Annotated in this window: 9 protein-coding genes; 3 read left to right on the top strand and 6 right to left on the bottom strand. The window is 39.2% G+C overall.

Features of this window, described 5'->3' with window-relative positions:
- Nucleotides 1–35 precede the first annotated feature (35 nt).
- Nucleotides 36–4,154 (bottom strand): hybrid sensor histidine kinase/response regulator transcription factor, encoded by a 4,119-nt coding sequence (locus tag DSM02_RS02310; RefSeq protein ID WP_128764126.1) that lies wholly within the window; start codon nt 4,152–4,154, stop codon nt 36–38.
- Nucleotides 4,155–4,405: 251 nt separating this feature from the next.
- Between DSM02_RS02310 and DSM02_RS02305 the strand changes: the two genes are divergently transcribed.
- The 3 genes from DSM02_RS02305 to DSM02_RS02295 all read left to right on the top strand — a co-directional run bounded on the left by DSM02_RS02305 (nt 4,406) and on the right by DSM02_RS02295 (nt 8,213).
- The gene (locus tag DSM02_RS02305; RefSeq protein ID WP_128764125.1) at nt 4,406–5,776 is read left to right on the top strand and encodes a family 43 glycosylhydrolase; all 1,371 of its coding nucleotides are present in this window, start codon (nt 4,406–4,408) and stop codon (nt 5,774–5,776) included.
- A gap of 121 nt (nt 5,777–5,897) precedes the next feature.
- Complete coding sequence (locus DSM02_RS02300; protein WP_205875060.1) at nt 5,898–6,965, top strand: glycoside hydrolase family 88/105 protein; 1,068 nt, start codon at nt 5,898–5,900, stop codon at nt 6,963–6,965.
- 15 nt (nt 6,966–6,980) lie between these two features.
- Entirely contained in the window at nt 6,981–8,213 is a 1,233-nt protein-coding gene (locus tag DSM02_RS02295) for a glycoside hydrolase family 88/105 protein (RefSeq protein ID WP_128764123.1), read from the top strand.
- An 83-nt stretch (nt 8,214–8,296) separates the two neighbouring features.
- On the opposite strand, the gene DSM02_RS02290 is transcribed toward DSM02_RS02295, so the two are convergent.
- The 5 genes from DSM02_RS02290 to DSM02_RS02270 form a co-directional block, all read right to left on the bottom strand.
- The gene (locus DSM02_RS02290; RefSeq protein ID WP_128764122.1) at nt 8,297–9,427 is read right to left on the bottom strand and encodes a glycoside hydrolase family 43 protein; all 1,131 of its coding nucleotides are present in this window, start codon (nt 9,425–9,427) and stop codon (nt 8,297–8,299) included.
- Nucleotides 9,428–9,508: 81 nt separating this feature from the next.
- Entirely contained in the window at nt 9,509–11,545 is a 2,037-nt protein-coding gene (locus DSM02_RS02285; RefSeq protein WP_128764121.1) for a RagB/SusD family nutrient uptake outer membrane protein, read from the bottom strand.
- A 26-nt stretch (nt 11,546–11,571) separates the two neighbouring features.
- Nucleotides 11,572–14,778 carry a SusC/RagA family TonB-linked outer membrane protein gene (locus tag DSM02_RS02280; RefSeq protein ID WP_128764120.1) on the bottom strand — a complete coding sequence of 1,069 codons (3,207 nt, stop codon included), beginning with the start codon at nt 14,776–14,778 and terminating at the stop codon, nt 11,572–11,574.
- Nucleotides 14,779–14,807: 29 nt separating this feature from the next.
- Nucleotides 14,808–16,679, bottom strand: coding sequence for an FAD-dependent oxidoreductase (locus DSM02_RS02275; RefSeq protein ID WP_128764119.1), 1,872 nt, complete (start codon nt 16,677–16,679; stop codon nt 14,808–14,810).
- Between the two features lie 12 nt (nt 16,680–16,691).
- Nucleotides 16,692–17,840 (bottom strand): glycoside hydrolase family 130 protein, encoded by a 1,149-nt coding sequence (locus tag DSM02_RS02270; protein WP_128764118.1) that lies wholly within the window; start codon nt 17,838–17,840, stop codon nt 16,692–16,694.
- Nucleotides 17,841–17,852 lie beyond the last annotated feature (12 nt).

Below are 17,852 nucleotides of genomic sequence, written 5' to 3'. Positions count from 1 at the left end.
TTCTTAAAAGTTTAGTTTAATTGATTGTTTTTAGATTACACTTTTTTTTCGGGGGTTTTGACACCTCCGCTTTTTCTATATTTTGTGGGGGATTGTTTATATCTTTTTTTGAATTCGTTATAAAAATGGGAGCGTGTGGTAAATCCTGTATTGTACATGATTTCCTGAATGGTGAGGTTTGTTTTTAAGATGATTTTAGCCGCATAGGTTATACGTTGCTCTTTTATAAAATCTTTAGGGGAAGGAAGGTCAAGCTCCTTAAATTTCCTATACAGGCTTCTCAAACTCACTCTTAAACTCGCAGCCAGGTCATCTTGGTTAAAATCACCATTACTGATATTGTCCTCTATTATTTCCACAGCTGAACTAATAAAATCCTTATCTTCTCTAGCCAATAGCTGCCCATTGAGATAGTCATACCCGCTTACTGCACTGTTATAATACTTTTTGAGGTTTAAATTTTTATCTAACAATTGCTGCACTACACTTTTTAAATAGTGTGTATCAAAAGGCTTTGCTATGTATGCATCAGCCCCAGATTCTATACCGACAATTTTATCATTAAGTGCAGTTTTTGCTGAGAGCATAATAACAGGGATGTGATTAATATGGGGATTACCTTTTATTTTTTTTGTGAACGATATTCCATCCATATCTGGCATCATCACATCTGTAATAACAAGATCAGGAGTCTCTTTTTTTAATTTTTCAAACGCTACATTTCCACTTTCAGCCACCTCTATATTATAGCCCTCAGATAAGATCTCGTGTAATATTTCAACAACCTCTTTATTATCGTCTACGATGAGTATAGTGGAGGAGTTCTTAATATGTTCTGAAGGCTTTCTGAGAGGGGTGCTATCAACAGATTGCTCAAACGATTGCGGAACTTGGTGTTTCAAATCATTTACTTCAACTTGTTCCCTCACTTGTACTGAGGTATCTTTTCCCGTCACTATAGATGGTTTTGCTACAGGTAGCTTTACTATAAACTCAGCATACTGCCCAATCTGACTTTTTACATCTATAGAACCACCAAGCTTAGTTACTAGACTTTTACAAATCGCAAGTCCTAAACCGTTTCTAGAAGAAATGCCTTGAATTGAGTTAGAATCAACATTGTCCAAGACAGAGTATCTATTAAAAATATAAGGTATATCTTTAGAATCAATACCCTTCCCTGTATTATAGACTTTCAAAATGAGCTGATTTTTCTCGGTAAACCCCTCTACACGTATCAAACCATTTTTAGGAGTATATTTGAAAGCATTCGAAATGAGGTTGGTAAGGGTTTTGGTCAAACTGTTTTGATCCAGATTCCATATAATATCGGACTCCAAGTTCAAACTTAGTGTTACATTATTTTCCTCTGCCAAATCAGCAAAAGATTCTACTATTTCATTGCAGATCGTATTGATATTGCAACTCTTTATTATATAAACTCTATTGCCTGTTTCAATACGCCGAAAATCAATAATTTCCTGAACTAAATTATTGAGCCTTGCTGCATTAGCTTTTATAGTTAAAGCATGTTTTTTTATGAAAGAATCACTTCCTTCATAACTTATGATTCGTTCACTAGGAGTATTAATAAGAGTTAGAGGAGTACAAAACTCGTGAGTTATGTTTGTAAAAAAGCGAAGCTTACTTTCATAGGCCTTTTCCTTGTACTTTTGATCTAAAACCTGCGCTATCTTACGCTGCTTTTCTTCGTATTTACTTCTTTTATAGTAATCAAATAAAAATAACAAGCTTATTAACACTAAGCCATACGCAATTTTTGCATAGATACTTAAATACCACGGCGGTAATATAGAAATATGCAAACTGGCTTTCTGGGTTTGACCGGTAACACCGCCCTGATATTTAACTTTTAAAACATAGTCTCCTGGAGGTATATTTGTAAATTGAGCTTCTCTGTTCTTTGCATCCATCCAGGTCTCACTGAAATTTTCTAATTTATAAGAGTATTTCCCATTCTTCCCATTGATAAAGTCATTTACTACAAATGAAACGGTAAAGAAGTTTTGACTATAGTTCAACCGAAGCTGTTCTTGATTATCTTCATCGACCATAAAATCATTTATATTATGGTCTTCATTAAAAAATCGAAGATTCGTGAAATATACAGGCGGCACATAATCGTTTTCAGGTTTTTGTCCGTGTTTTACCCAAACTACACCATCAATGCCTCCAAAGAAATAAGTTGATGCCGCTTTATCTTCATAGTAGGCATTATCACTAAACTCAATGACTTTTAAGCCTGTTCTTTGGTCAAAATTTCTAAAAGCGTGTTCTTCTGGATTATAAAGTACAATACCTGAATTTGTACTTAACCATAGCTTACCATCAGTGTTTTCAAGTATTCCATGTATAGTATTGTTTGGCAATCCATCGCTTTCATTGTAATTGTTATATTGAAAAACACTCTCATGATTTTTTTCTATTTCAACGAGACCATAACTAGACCCAAACCATTTACTGCCATCCCTGCCCACACATACACTCAAAATATCATTCATAGGTGCAATTCCATTTTTTTCAAAAGTCACGAGTCGATAATTACCGGTATTATAGTTTAGCCGTAAAGCTCCACTACCGCGCATTCCAAGCCACAAAATAGAATCGTTTTCCTGTTTAATTGAAAATACCTGATTGTATTGATGTCCTTTAGCCCTGTCAAATTCATATTTCTTAACTTCACTAACTTCTAATTCATTACCTCTTTTTTGAATTTTAACCCTTAGCAAATCATAATATGAGGCTACCCACAGTGTAGAATCAGATGTTTCAAGTAAACTGTGTACGTCAACAAACCGAGTGGAAGTCTTGTTTATAAGGCGGTGGATTTTTCGGTCTTTATAAGAATAATAGTCAAGTTGGGGGCCATTTGAGCCGATCCATAGCAAATTGTTTTTTGTACTCATTTCAAACGCGTAAACAGCATTGCCGCTTAAACCCTCAGCAGTTGTAATGTGTTCAGTATTTGATCTATTGTCTGCTCCTATACCTTTCTCATAATCTTCTATCCTTACAATACCATTTCCTTTAGTACCCAGCCATAAGTCATCATTACTATCGGTATAAATAGCACGTACGGGTCTCTGTATATTTATGGGTAACTCATTAAAATTAATCCCATTAAATACAAACTCCTCATTTATATAAGCGTAGACCCCATGTCCATCTGTCCCCACCCATATTATATCTTGTGTTTTATCTATCAATAATGAAAAAACACCGCAGTTCATAAGCATTTTTTCTACCTGATAACCATTTTTATGGATCAGCTTGATTAATCCGCTTACCCTAAATGCTATTAATATATCGTTACCATCATATAGAATAGATGTTATACCTCCATATTGAGCAATTAAAGATGAAATATTCTTGATATACTCCACACCACCTGGCCTAACAACATATAGATCTCTTTTTTCATCAATGAAAATGACACGCTCTTCAGCGGCATCATAGAATGTGTCAGAAATGGCTTGGTCATGTCTAAAATCATCCATTGGGGTCAAAAGAGGTTTTGAATTTTGAGAATAGCCAATAGCAAATTTTTTGATAATCCCATTATTAGAAATCCAGATGTTATTATGTGAATCAATAATAAAATTTTCGCAATTTTTATATTGTTTCGTATCTGGAAGCCTTATTTCATTAAATACCTCCTCTTCTAAATCAAACCAATACAGCTTACCCTCTTGAGTCATTACATAAAATGTTCCATCGCCGTCGATGGCCATCAAGCTGTTTACGCCAAAGTCTGAAAAATGAGCTTCCACCCGGTCGCTTTTCTTTGAATATCGATCTAAGCCAGATTTGGTTAATACCCATAAATACCCATCTTTTGACTCTATTATAGATTTCACAATATTGCCAGAAAGACTATGAGTATTATTAATACTTGGTTTATATACTTTTATATCAATACCATTATACTTATTGAGACCGTCATAAGTCCCCATCCATAAGTACCGCTCACTATCTTGAAACAGACAGGTCACCGCACTATTAGACAAACCATGCCTACTGTTGATATTTCGTATGTTATTTCCATATGACTGACCTATGGAAATAATAACTACTAATATCAACTTAAAGCCTTTCACAAAAGCAATAGATATTTTAGGTCTATACTGAGCCATACGCAAATAAATAAAGAATTATAGGTTAATAGGATGTTTTCAAAGCCCTAAAACGTACCGTTTATAGCCAAAAGTGTCCTTGAATACAATTATACTAGATAGAGCACATTTGGCAAAAACGAGATTATAGGTTTTTAGGAGTTCAACCTATATTCGTCTTTCGTGCTTTACACTATACTCGAAATCGTTAGAGAATAAAATGAGCATGCACAAATCACGGTAATTAATACCCGTAAACTAAATAGGTACTTATGAAAAATGTCCATTCCCTTTTTATTTTTTTGATAGCTCTAGCAGTAGGATCGTGTGGTGGTGACGAACTATCAGAAAACATCCCAGATCCCAGCCTGCGATTAAGCGATACTAATCTAACTATAACCAACTCTTCAGGAAACATAACCGTCTATGTGGTTTCTAATACTTCTTGGACGGTTGAATCAGAGGCCAACTGGTTGACGCCTGATAAGAACAAAGGAGAAGGTGAAATGGCTGTTAAGATTAGTTATAGTGATAATACTACGAACGAGCGTTCGGGCATAGTAAAATTTACTACGAACGGATTACCTGCTGTTGAACTTGAAATTATTCAGACTGAACTTACTTTCACAAATCCTATTGCAGGCATCCCAGACCCGTGGATTATTAAAAATGGCACCAGTTACTATATATGCAAAGCTCAGGGTAATGGTATCAACATTGCTAAATCGGATAAACTTACCAGCTTCCCATTAACCAGTAAGGTGTGGGATGCCCCTACTGATTCTAATGACAATAAAGTATGGAACCCTACCAATATTTGGGCACCCGAGCTGCATTTCATTGAAGGGCAATGGTACATTTACTATGCCGCTGGCAGGCCTACCAGTGAATCTAACGGTTCCTATACCAAGCAACGCAGTGGGGTTCTAAGGTCTAAAACTAATGACCCGCAGGGTGAATGGGAAGATTTAGGAATGCTTTATACAGGAGATAATTATGAGCCAGGAATTATAGCTACCACCGAAAACACCAATTATGCTATTGATTTAGGTGTTTTTAAATTAAACAACCAGTTATATGCTGTATGGTCTGGAAACCCGGAAGATAGCGGGGACCAATGGCTCTATATAGCAAAAATGGACAACCCCTATACGATATCATCTTCTCGAGTTGCCATATCAAAACCAGATAAACCCTGGGAACTTTTTTCCGGGAAAGTAAATGAAGGACCTGCATTTCTTAAAAATAAGGAGAAAGGAAAATTCTTTGTCGTGTACTCCACTAACGGGTCCTGGACAAAACAATACAGACTAGGTTATTTACAACTTAGTGATACTCTATCTGATCCTCTTGTTGCTTCCAACTGGACAAAATCGGCCAACGAAGTCTTCTTCCGTAATGATGAAACCGTAAACCCTACCAGCGGAGTAAATGGAGTAGGACATTGCAGTTTTACCAAGTCACCCGACGGTACTGAAGATTGGATTGCTTACCACGTTAAAGCTTTCAATGAAAGTGGATGGTCTAACCGGTATACCTTTCTTCAGAGATTTACATGGGATGAGCAAGACGGTACTCCCTATTTTGGCAGACCCGTAGGATGGGAAGAGCCCATAGCCTTACCCTCTGGAGAAAGTCGCTAGAAACCTATTAATCAATACTATTAAACACATTATATTCCTAAAAATGAAAATTCGTCCTCTTATTCTAAACATTTTATTTTTCGTCACGGTTGTTTTCAGTGCTCACTCTCAAAGTTCAGATTTGAATAAATTTCCTAAAGGTAGTCAGCCGGAAGAAATAGGTGCTAAACTTGTTGAGCATTTACTTGAGACACCTTTCTCTGACTGGGGACGCATCAACTCAAAAAACGAAGCCCCATTTGTCACCTATCCAGATGTATGTGCCTGGTTGGGAGGTCTATGGTTCACAAAAGCTACTGATAATGAAGTTTTATATGACCAATTAGTAGATCGGTTTGATCCCCTCTTTAACACACAAAAGGATATGCTACCCGAATTTCGTCCTAAACCTCATAATGTAGTGGATTGGTATGTTTTTGGCGCTGTTCCTTTAGAGATATATAAGAAAGAAAAAGATAAGAAATATTTGGATCTGGGGTTAGCTTATGCAGATAAACAATGGATACTTCCTGACACTCCCAGGGGAGATGAAAAAAAATGGCATGACCAGGGGCATTCCTGGCAAACACGTCTTTGGATTGACGATATGTTCATGATTACTGCCGTACAAGCCCAAGCTTATCTGGTTACAGGTGATGAGAAATACATAAATCGGGCTGTCGATGAAATGGTGCTGTACTTAGATAATATACAACGCCCCAATGGTCTTTTCTATCACGCACCAGATGCTCCGTTTTTTTGGGGGCGGGGTAATGGCTGGATGGCGGTTGGAATGACCGAGATGCTACGTCTAATGCCTAAAGACAATCCTAACCGAGAAAAAATAGAAACAGCATATAAAAGCATGATGCAGACGTTGCTGCGCTATCAAAGTTATGACGGGATGTGGCACCAGTTAATAGACGATCCTAATTCTTGGAAAGAAACATCATGTACGGGGATGTTTACTTATGCCATGATTACCGGTGTTAAAAACGGGTGGCTTGACAAAAAAGTGTATGGGGCGGCAGCACGTAAAGGATGGTCTGCATTGTTGACCTACCTGGACGAGGATTATAATCTGCGGAATGTTTGTGAAGGTACAGGAACTAAGAATGATTATGATTATTACCTCAACCGTAAAAAATTAACCGGAGACCTTCACGGTCAGGCAGCCCTGATCTGGTGTTCATACGCGTTAAGCAAGTAACGATAAGCTGACCCCATGAAAACTATAAAATTATTAGCCTCGATAATTATCGTTTTGCACTTATTATTGCTATTGGGTGCTTGCGGCAGTGATTCAACAGATGAACCCATAGCTACTGATGATGACACCCCCATCGTAGAAGAGAAAGATACTACCAGTTACAATCTAATTGATTTCCGTAAAGGTCAGGGACCTGTAGAAGTAGGCAAAAAGTTGACCCAAAGATTTATAAATGTTGACTATTCTTTTTGGGGAAACATATACTCTAATTATACTGCAGACCACGTCACTTACCCAGATGCCTGCGCCTGGCTCGGCGCATTGTGGTTTGCAGATGCTGTAGACGATGATTTGTTGTATAATGATGTGGTTAACAAATTTGCCCCTCTTTTTACAACAGATAAAGATCTACAACCCACGCTAACACCTACGGCTAGTAACAAAGTAGATTACTATGTTTTTGGAGCTATTCCTTTACAGATATATCAGCGAAAGAAAGAAGCCAACTATTTTGATTTGGGGATGACGTATGCAGACCGGCAGTGGACTTTACCCAACAACGCCAGCTCAACAGAAAAAGAATGGCATGACCAGGGGTTCTCGTGGCAAACACGTCTATGGATTGATGATATGTTTATGATTACCGCACTACAAGCTCAGGCCTATCAGGTTACTAAAGATGAGAAATACAGGGAGCGAACAGCCGATGAAATGGTACTCTATCTTGACCGAATACAACGGGATAATGGCTTGTTTTATCACGCTCCTTCTGCTCCGTATTATTGGGCAAGAGGGAATGGCTGGATGGCTGTAGGTATGGTAGAAGTGCTTAAATTACTCCCCGAAAATCATCCTGACCGTTCAAGAATTATGAATGCCTACCTCAAAATGATGAGCGAATTGGCAAAATATCAACGTCCTGATGGGATGTGGTCACAGCTGGTAGATCACCCCAATACCAGTGACATGTGGGCCGAGAGCTCCGGAAGCGCTATGTTTACATATGCAATGATTACGGGAGTGAAAAAAGGTTGGCTTGAAGAAGAAAAATATGGAACGGTTGCACGTAAGGGTTGGTTAGCATTACTTACGTATCTTGATAGCAAAAATGATATAACCGAAGTATGTGAAGGAACAGGTATAGGCTACTCTTATGAATACTATAGAGACCGTCGCAGATGGGTGGGCGATCTTCATGGACAGGCAGCCTTGATATGGTGTGCCTATGCTTTATTAGATAAACCTTGATTTTTGGTTTTACGCTTAATTCAAAAAGCCATTCTTTAGAATTAAGAATGGCTTTTTGAATTTCTTTGATTTCATTTTTCTATTTATTTTACAGCTACATTACCACTTTTTGGACCGTGAACCACTAATGTACCATCTTCTAAAATCTCCAACTCATCCATAAATACAACCCGATCATTTCCGGTTTCTGCTGTACGAGCGTGATATACACACAACTTTTTTGAATCTGCTACATCGAGTACCATACCATGTCCGGTACCGGTAACGCCACCTCCTTGGTCATTGTTTTTCTGTAGTATCGGGTTATTCTCAGCCTTTTTAAATGGACCCAATGGATTTTTGGATGTCGCGTAACCCATGGCATAATACTGCCCCCCAAAATAGTTTGCAGAGTAAAGCATATAATAGGTATCCTGATGTTCAAAAATATAGGAGCCTTCGGTCCATCTGCGGTTGGTCTCTCTGGCCGTTACGGAACGACTTTCCCATTCTGCCTGAACATTATTCATTTTAAGCGGAGGACGTAACAGTAGTTCGGGTTCGCCAATAACACCCGAAAAATCAGAAGCCATTTCAACACCATAAACCCAACTTTCTTCAATTTCATCATACCAGCCTTTGTCTTTTGCCCAATCGGCAATCTCGCTCTCAACAGGGTGTTTGTAACAACATCTGGAATAATACAAATAGGTTTTATTATGAACGTCGTCAAATAAAACATTTGCATCTATAATGGGGTAGCCGGGATCAAATATGGGGCGATCTCCCAAATCTTTAAAAGGGCCGGTAGGAGTATTAGATACTGCAACACCTATCCTAAATACTTCTTCTTCATTATTGGGATTGTATTTCCAATTAGCACTAAAAAACATATAATATTTACCCTTGCGTTCATAAACTTCAGGTGCCCAATAACTATCTTTAGTCCAAGAGTCTTCTTTACCACCCTCATAAGCCATTTTTACATATTTCCACGCTGCCAAGTCCTGAGACTCATAAACCTTAAAGCCCGGAGCGCTGCCATCGGTTCCGTACATATAGTATTTACCATCAGAGGCTTTAAGTATAAAAGGGTCGCCATATTTGACATCTAATGGATTTGAGTAGGTTACTCCGCTATCGTTCTTATTATTCTTCCTATTTCCACAAGATATGACGAATGTAGATATAGTTATTAGAACAAGTAATCTCAGTGAGTTCTTTAATTTATTCATTTATTTTTAGATTAGTTACAAAATAGACTGGCCACATCTCTGAATGGCCAGTCTATTTTATATAGTATTATAATTTTCTATCTACTCTATTTTATCTTCATCTGCAATGGCTTCCTCCCACGTATTCCATTTAGGAGTAGCAGGGTTATAACCGTCATAGCCATAATTTTGTGCCAGATTACCCTTTCTGTTAGCGGTAATAGATTGATTAAAAATAGGCCAGTAAATATTTTTCTTATCCATAGTATAATTTATCGGGTTTATTTTTCCACCTTCTACACTAATGGGTTCTCCATTATAAATTTTACCACATCTAGTAACCCGCTGATACCAATAGCTACCCCCATTAGGATCTGTTCCCTGTTGTTTATCAAAATTATCCAGACTATAGGTATTGCCCCACTCGTCTGGCATACCGCTACGGGCAAGACACAATGATACCCGGGTTAATTCAACATTACGCCATTCTTCCATGTATAATTCACGAGCGCGTTCATCCATAATATCGCCTATGGTAACCGAACCTTGATAAAGCTCGGTACATTGTGCCCGCATACGAATTTCATTCACATCTGATGCTGCGCCACCCAGATTACCCTGATAAAATTTAGCCTCTGCACGTAACAGATAGGCCTCTGCCAAACGGTACAAATACCAATCGGCATTACCTCCGTTGGTCGCACCATTATAACTCGTGCTGTTCAATTGAGCTTCATTTATGGGATCATTAAGAAAAAATTTGTAATGCGGCACATCATACCAGCGTCTAATGGTATCTGTACATAGTAGATTTCCAGAATCATCACGTAAGGTTAGCGGTTGCCCATACTGAGCGGATGCTTTGTTATTAACCTTAAGATTTTCCATACGCACCCAGTTTCCAGTTTCAGAGCTGTGACGTAAGTCAGTAGCATCCATTATGCCATTAACTTTCCACAGTGTATGGGTTTGATAATACGTAGGGCGAAATGTCCCTATACCACGACCTAAAGCCCGTAAATAATCATACTCCTCAACATAGTCTCCATTAGTTCTGGATAGATTTAACAACGCCTGCTTACCATCTTTGGTTTTGGGGGCGCTTGTGGTATTTTCAAAATAAAATGGGTAATAGATACGCATAGTATGCATAGGAACAAAACCTTCGGTATCTGATCCCCGATTTACAATTCCCAATATTACCTCACTATTTGAAGGAATTAATTTGTTTTCTGCCCGGTGCATGTCCCAAATTACATTACGCTCAATTGGCCAGGCCTCTGGCTCACCTCCATCATTAAACGAACCAAAACTATCCCCTCTAATCAATGCATATTGGGAGCCATCAATCAACACGTCGAGTTGATCTTCAGCTAAGCCATACTCACCCATCGCCAAATATAATTTAGACAGCAACATGCGGCAAGCTCCTTTATTAACCATACCCACCAAGGCCATTTCAGACTGGTTTGGAACCCATTCAACAGCCTTTTCCATATCCTGAATCAACATCTCCAATATCTCTTCCCGCTCAGTACTCCTGTAATTCTGCTTAGGAACTTCGGTAACCTTAGTTAACAAGGGTACATCTCCAAACTGAAATACCAAATTATAGTAACGGAAAGCACGATGAAAATAGGCCCTTCCTTTGTAAGCATTTCGGGTTTCCTCATCCAGAGACTCTATATCATCTACATATTGAATGATGGTATTGGCCTGCATTATGGTATAATAACTCTCATGCCAAAAATGCCATATACTATGGTTTTGTTGTAAAGATGTAAATAATCTTCCGCTACCAATGCCAACACTAGTAGGTGTAAGACCCTCTGCCATATTGTGTAGCATCGTTTCATAATTATGTGCTCCAGGAACCATCAAATCAGAGAAAATATACTCCGTTCCAATTGGGTTTATTGCATTATTATCTCCTGAAGTGTAGAACAGTTTTAAATGGCGATCACAAAAAGCTAATAGGGATCTTAATCCTGACTCTGTCGAAAAGGTTTGGCCCGGTTCATAGATAGATACGGGATCGGGTTCCAGGAAATCATCAGAACACCCGTTAAGCACTACCAGAAAGCCCACTAAGGCCAACAGCACTACTGCATATTTTGTTTTTTTTATTCTATTTTTCATACTCTATATCTTATTTTAATTAAGTTTTAAAAAGTAATATTCAATCCTAAAGTTCCAATGCGGGGTGCAAATGATCCGGTTTCGGGGTCTCCATATTCCCATTCTTTCTCCCAGGTTGCCACATTACGTACAGCGGCGTAAACTTTAAGCCGATCTAAACTATATTTTGATATCATCTTTTTTGGGAATGAATATCCTACAGTGATATTTTCGAGACGAATAAACGAACGATCAATAAGTCTTCCAGGTGCTTGAGCACCAGTGGGACCTACTGCTCCAATCCGTCCGTAAGTGTTTGAAGGGTTATCGACTGTCCAATATTCTTTTTCAGGAAGATTTATAAAACCTAAAGACATATTAGAACCGTGATCATCATCATTTAAATATTCGTTATTTAAACTTTTATGTCCCATATAGGAATACATATTAAAGGAGACTGTCAGATTTTTCCAGAATGTAAAATCATTGCGTAACGACCAGTTAATAGGTGGCGCAGACTGACCCAGGATTACTTTATCGTTATCGTTATATACCGGTGTTACAGAACCGTCGCTGTTTATGATATCATCTTCAGTATAAATATTGGCAACTTTAGGATCTCCCGGTTTTTGTCCGAACTCCGCTGCTGCTTCCACTTCATCTTTTTGCCAGATACCGGTTACTTTATAATCCCAGATTGCGCTAATAGGTTCTCCAATAAACCAACCGTTACTCACGTCATCTACTTCTACCCCATTTTCATATTCGTAATACAGGTGCTTGATTTCATTTTTATTATAGAAAAAGCCTACAGTAGTATTCCATTGAAAGTTTTCTTTATCAATATTTCTTGTATTCAGTGTGAATTCAATACCAGAGTTATTAACCTGTCCTAAGTTTGTTGTAATATCAGAGAATCCGGTAAACTCAGGTAGGCGCTGTGCCATAATCATATCTTGAGTTTCTGCATAATACAAATCCAGGCTACCTCCTATGCGGCCATCCAAAAAGCCAAAATCGAGACCAACATTCCATGAAGCTGTCTTTTCCCATTGCAAGCCAGGATTTGCCATACGGTCAACAATTAAATAACGATAAAGCTCTTCGTCCCCGCTACCGTTTAGATATCCTTGCATTTTACCAGCACCGGAAGATAAATTTGCTAATGCCAAATACGGACTGCTTAATGAACGGTTTCCGTTTTTACCATACGAAAGGCGTAATTTCCCATAATCCATAATACGATTCCAGTTATAAAACTTTTCATTGGTAAATGTCCATGCCAGAGACACAGAAGGAAAAATGGCGTGTGGATTAGATGATCCAAAAGCAGAATAACCATCTCTACGTATAGATCCGGTAATCAAATAACGATTATCAAAAGAATAAAATAAGCGTGCCAATAGTGCGTCTGCTGTCTGGTAACTATCGGAAGAAGAGAACGAACTATCTTCTTTGGTACCGTTTTGTGTATTATGAAAGCCCAAAGCATCAGAAGGCTGTATATTGCGTGCATAGATATCATCACTCCAATACTGAAGCTCTTCTGCTTCTTGCACGAGTGTTAAAATGAAATGGTGTTTTTTGTTAAAAATATGATTCCATTCTATTGTATTGTTCAACGACCAGTTGAAACGCTTTGCCTGGTTCCTGTCTACACCACGGTCTTTGGGGTTTGAAAAAGGTAAGTCTGCTGAAGTAAACTTTCGATTATAATAGAACTGATATCGAGGTGAAGCATTAAATGTATACGTAATATCGAGAGGTAATTTGACCTTAACATTGAAAATGCTATTAAGCGTAGTATAACCACTTTCCTGTTGGGCATATTTTCTTTCAAAATCAAAGTTATACCCTCTTCTGCTGTAGCTATCATCAAAAGGATATTGAACCGGGTTACCATTTTCATCAGCATAATCAGCAAATGGACTATTGTTTAAGGTAGACCCTACATTCAAACCAATATTATCATCAGATCTGTCCTGAAAATTCACATTAGCCCCAATCTGTAACCAGTCTGTAACATCTAAGTTCACTTTTAAATTACTTCGTATCGCACTGTAATTATCGGTTCTTACAACGCCTTCATTACTTAAATAACCCATAGAGAAATAGTAATCTGCATTATCCCCGGCTCCACTTACACTTACATTATAATCCTGATTGAAGCCTGCTCTAAAAGCATGATCTTTCCAGTCAACTGTTTTTCCTGCTAATAAATTCTCGAGGGCGTTCCCGGTGATGCCCAGTCTTTGAGCCCAGATACTTAAATCGGACTCATCCCCAGCATTTTGAGTATAGGCCCGCCAGTCTTCTACAGCAACATCGCCCGGAAGGTTATTTGGATTTGTATAATATGCCGGTTTAGAAGCCATCTGACCTACTTGATACCTCTCATAACCTTCAGTCAGGTAATTAACCCCATAGGTGGCCGTTTCAAACCAGTCCTGACGATGACGCAAATAATCATCAGGCCCCCATCTATCCCGTAGGGCTGCTACCTGTGAAACTCCGGTATTCATACTCAAATTGATTTTGGGCTTGCCCTTTTTCCCTTTCTTAGTGGTGATAATAATAACTCCGTTAGCTGCTTTAGCTCCATAAACAGCTGCCGCAGAAGCATCTTTTAGAATATCAATTTGCCCTATATCATCTGGATTAATTTCAGATAACTCTCCATAAAAAATCATCCCATCAAGAACCAGTAATGGACTGTTATGATTTCCTGCAGTATAAACAGAGCGTTGACCTCGAATCTGTATACTTCCTCCTCCTTTTGCTGAATTGCTAAAACCCACCTGGACACCGGGAGTTCCTCTTAAAATATCCTGAACCGTATTTGGATTTTCATTGGCTATATCATCAGGACGAATCTGCGTGATAGCTCCTGTAAGATCTTTTTTTCTCATAGATCCATATCCTACCACGACAACTTCATTTAAATCAAATGAATCTTCCTCCAACGTTATCGTATAGGTAGCATTTTCAGTTACCTCAACCTCCTTTGTAGCGAAGCCCACATAAGAAACTAGAAGAGTTGCATCTTCGGGAACCGATAAACTAAAGGCTCCGTCAAAATCAGTTACGGTACCTTTATTAGTGTTCTTTATTGCAATAGTTACTCCCATCAAAGGCATGTTGTTTGCGTCAACAACAACACCCGATATATCTTTATCTCCCGTTTGCGCCTTTACAGAAACGCACATAAACATACAGAGAAACATAAGCAAACAATACTTTGTTTTTGAAATCATACATTTGAATTTAAGTTTAGTAATCATATTTAGTTTTCAATTTGGCTCCACTCTGTTAGAAGTGTTTTAATTAATTCCCTTTTAGCTTTTCCGTTATACGGTATGTTTTTGTGTGTTAGCTTATTCCACAAATGCCCTGTATTGATATCGAGATCTTCATCAAGTGAGGCCTCCCATTCTGGAAAAAATCCAAGAAGAGCTAATTTCTGGATCTCTTTAAACTCAACATCTGTAGCCTTGAGATCATTAAAATAAATTAATGTAGCCCCGTTATTGAGGAGCGTTTCCTGGAGCAGATTAATGGGGATTTCCCTTACGCTCACCTCATTATTTATGGTCAAAGCTGCTGCAATACCTGCTGCTTCACCCAGAGCCATCCAACAGGGTTCCATACGTAAGGTTGAAAAACCCACGTGACTCCCAGATACCGCAACAGGAAAAAGCAAGTTGTTTATCAACTTGGGTACCATCACCCCATAAGGAACGGTATAAGGAGCTGATGGATGACTAAAAAACCCATCCAGATGCACACGCTCTGGCTCTCGCTTACGTACCCCGTGCGAATCGAGCGCATAATGACTGGCAGTGACAGAGGTACTGTAAACAGGTGGTCGACCTCCTTTCTCTAAAGGTAGCGCATCATGGGCGGTAAAGAGGTGCATTCCTTCAAGGCGCCTGCCTTCGCGCACATAAACCTGACGTGGAAATCCATGATTATCCTGATACTCATCTTTAGCAAAGCCCCACGATTTACATGCCTCCCGAAAATGTTCAGGAAGGACTTTATCATTTTGAGCAAACCACAATAACCCTAACGTATATGACTTAAGTCGCTTAGCATATTGATCACGCCATGCCCATCCCGATGTGGGCCAAGGCCAATTTTCTTCGGGAAGATCTGTAGATAGCAAGGCAAGGTGCTGATTATTGGCATCTACCTTTCTGTTTGGTAAGGAGGTCATGCTGCAAAGTTTCCAAATACCCCAGGGGTCTCCGGGAATGGCAGTTTTCTCTCCTGCAAGAATTTTTCTTCTATTTGCCTGTATTTGGGCACTATCTACCGGACTGAAACGGATATCGGTGTTTTGCCCGGTAAGCACATCTTCAATTAATGACACGAATTCTTCCCGGTCATAAGCTTCTGGTTTAACCACTGGCAAACGATTATTAGGATTGTTGGTCAGGCATAAACGGTAATTATATGCCTGTATGGCATTATCACCTTGATAGGTAGTTCCCTCTTCATCAGGTCCATGTTTCCACCAACGGTAAATTTTACCCGCACAAGGTTCGTCAAATTCATCTATTCCTTCTCTCCCTAACCGATACGGGACACCAGCAGCAGCTCCAAGATCCCCTTCATAAGTTGCATCAATAAATACTTGAGCACTATAATACTCCTCGTGTCCGGTTTGCCTGTTGAGTATTCGAATGGATTGAATGGTATTCCCTTCTTTGTTTACATATTTAGGTGCAGAATCAAATTGTCTGAATACTAAAACCTCTATCTTTCCCGGCCCGGCCATCCCTATCATTTTATCAAATGATGCAGCGGCCACATGCGGCTCAAAATGGTAGCCATCACTACTTTGTTTTACCTGTGGGGAGTCCATACCAAATTGAGCTTTATAGTACTCTTTATTCAAGCTAACAAATTGCTTAAACAAACCGGTAGTGGCATCTCTTGTTGCGATATCAGTTGCCCCCAGACCATTTACCGGAAGCCCTCCTATATGTCCCGTTCGTTCTAAAATAAGACAGTGTTTGCCTTCCCGGGCTGCTGCAATGGCTGCGGTTATTCCAGCAGGTGTTCCGCCTACAATAACAACATCATACTCGTATGCAAACATAGTGTGCGTGCAAACGATTAAGATGATTATAAGGTTGATTATCTGTTTCAATTCAATTAGTTTTTACTTATTCCTATAGCTGCACATAGCGACCCCAACTTTAGAATCGGCACAACCGTAATAGAGATACAGGGTATTATTTAAATAAGCCAAGCCCTGAATGAATACGGTACCCTGGGCATATTGTCCGCTTTTTTCGTAAGGTGCTTCCGGATAGAAAAACGGTTTATCTAAACGGTCCAATACTTTGAGGGGATCACGGGCATCCATCAATAGTTGACCGGAGCAATAAGCGCCCGAAGGATAGTTAGGATCCCCGTTACCATCAGTTCGTGCATTCTTACCATTATACAGTAAAACAATTCCGTTATCAGTCATCAAGGCAGGGGGGCCGCATTCTGTAAAGATGCTGTCAAAAAAGCCTTTACGGGGTTTCGCTATTACCTTGAGCTCCTCATTATCATCTAATACAGGCTCCCAGTTGATCAGATCCTTCGATGTAGCCGCGTAGATTGCATGTTCTCCCCAGTACATGAAGTATTGGCCGTTGAGTTTTTGAATACGTATTTTGTCATCCTTAATGGCTGTTAACATAGAGGCTGATTTACAGAACAGATTTTTAAACCGCCCGTTGTAAGCCTTTTCAAATGCTAGACCATGCTTTTCCCAATGAATGAGATCCCTTGAAGTAGCCACTGCTAAACGGGCCAATTTACGGTTCCAGGCGGTGTAGAGCATCACGTACAAACCGTCTTCAGTCATGGTAACCCTGGGGTCTTCACAGCCTCCGCGCCACTCTAAATCTGCATAAGCATCATTAGCAGGAAAAAGCACCGGCTCTCCCCTTCTTTCCATACTGATGCCATCACTGCTTTCGGCATATCCTATACGCGAAGTACGTTTACCGATCCCTTGCCCTGAATTATCTTCTGCCCGATAGAGAACGACTATTTTACCATTATGTGTGATGGCCCCTGGATTGAAGGTCTCACTTTCTTCCCATTTAACTTCAGCCTGATTCATAGGGCAATAAAACGCACTGGCAGGATCCGGTGAAATGACCGGATGATCTATATCAGGCCGAACAAATTCACCCAGTGCCCAAGCGGGTATACGATCACTTTTCTCCTCTTTAGTTGGTTTCATTGTGGTACATGAAACACTGAGTAAGAATAGTATTGAAACACTAATAGAAATGATCTGCTTTTTCATGTACTTGTATTC

It is taken from the genome of Leeuwenhoekiella polynyae (genome assembly GCF_004104075.1).
Lineage (GTDB): Bacteria > Bacteroidota > Bacteroidia > Flavobacteriales > Flavobacteriaceae > Leeuwenhoekiella > Leeuwenhoekiella polynyae.
This window is presented reverse-complemented; position numbering and strand designations above follow the sequence as displayed.

Coding starts and splice junctions, on each gene's coding strand:
- DSM02_RS02310 (WP_128764126.1), bottom strand. CDS start 4,154: ATGGCTCAGTATAGACCTAAAATATCTATTGCTTTTGTGAAAGGCTTT.
- DSM02_RS02305 (WP_128764125.1), top strand. CDS start 4,406: ATGAAAAATGTCCATTCCCTTTTTATTTTTTTGATAGCTCTAGCAGTA.
- DSM02_RS02295 (WP_128764123.1), top strand. CDS start 6,981: ATGAAAACTATAAAATTATTAGCCTCGATAATTATCGTTTTGCACTTA.
- DSM02_RS02290 (WP_128764122.1), bottom strand. CDS start 9,427: ATGAATAAATTAAAGAACTCACTGAGATTACTTGTTCTAATAACTATA.
- DSM02_RS02285 (WP_128764121.1), bottom strand. CDS start 11,545: ATGAAAAATAGAATAAAAAAAACAAAATATGCAGTAGTGCTGTTGGCC.
- DSM02_RS02280 (WP_128764120.1), bottom strand. CDS start 14,778: ATGATTTCAAAAACAAAGTATTGTTTGCTTATGTTTCTCTGTATGTTT.
- DSM02_RS02270 (WP_128764118.1), bottom strand. CDS start 17,840: ATGAAAAAGCAGATCATTTCTATTAGTGTTTCAATACTATTCTTACTC.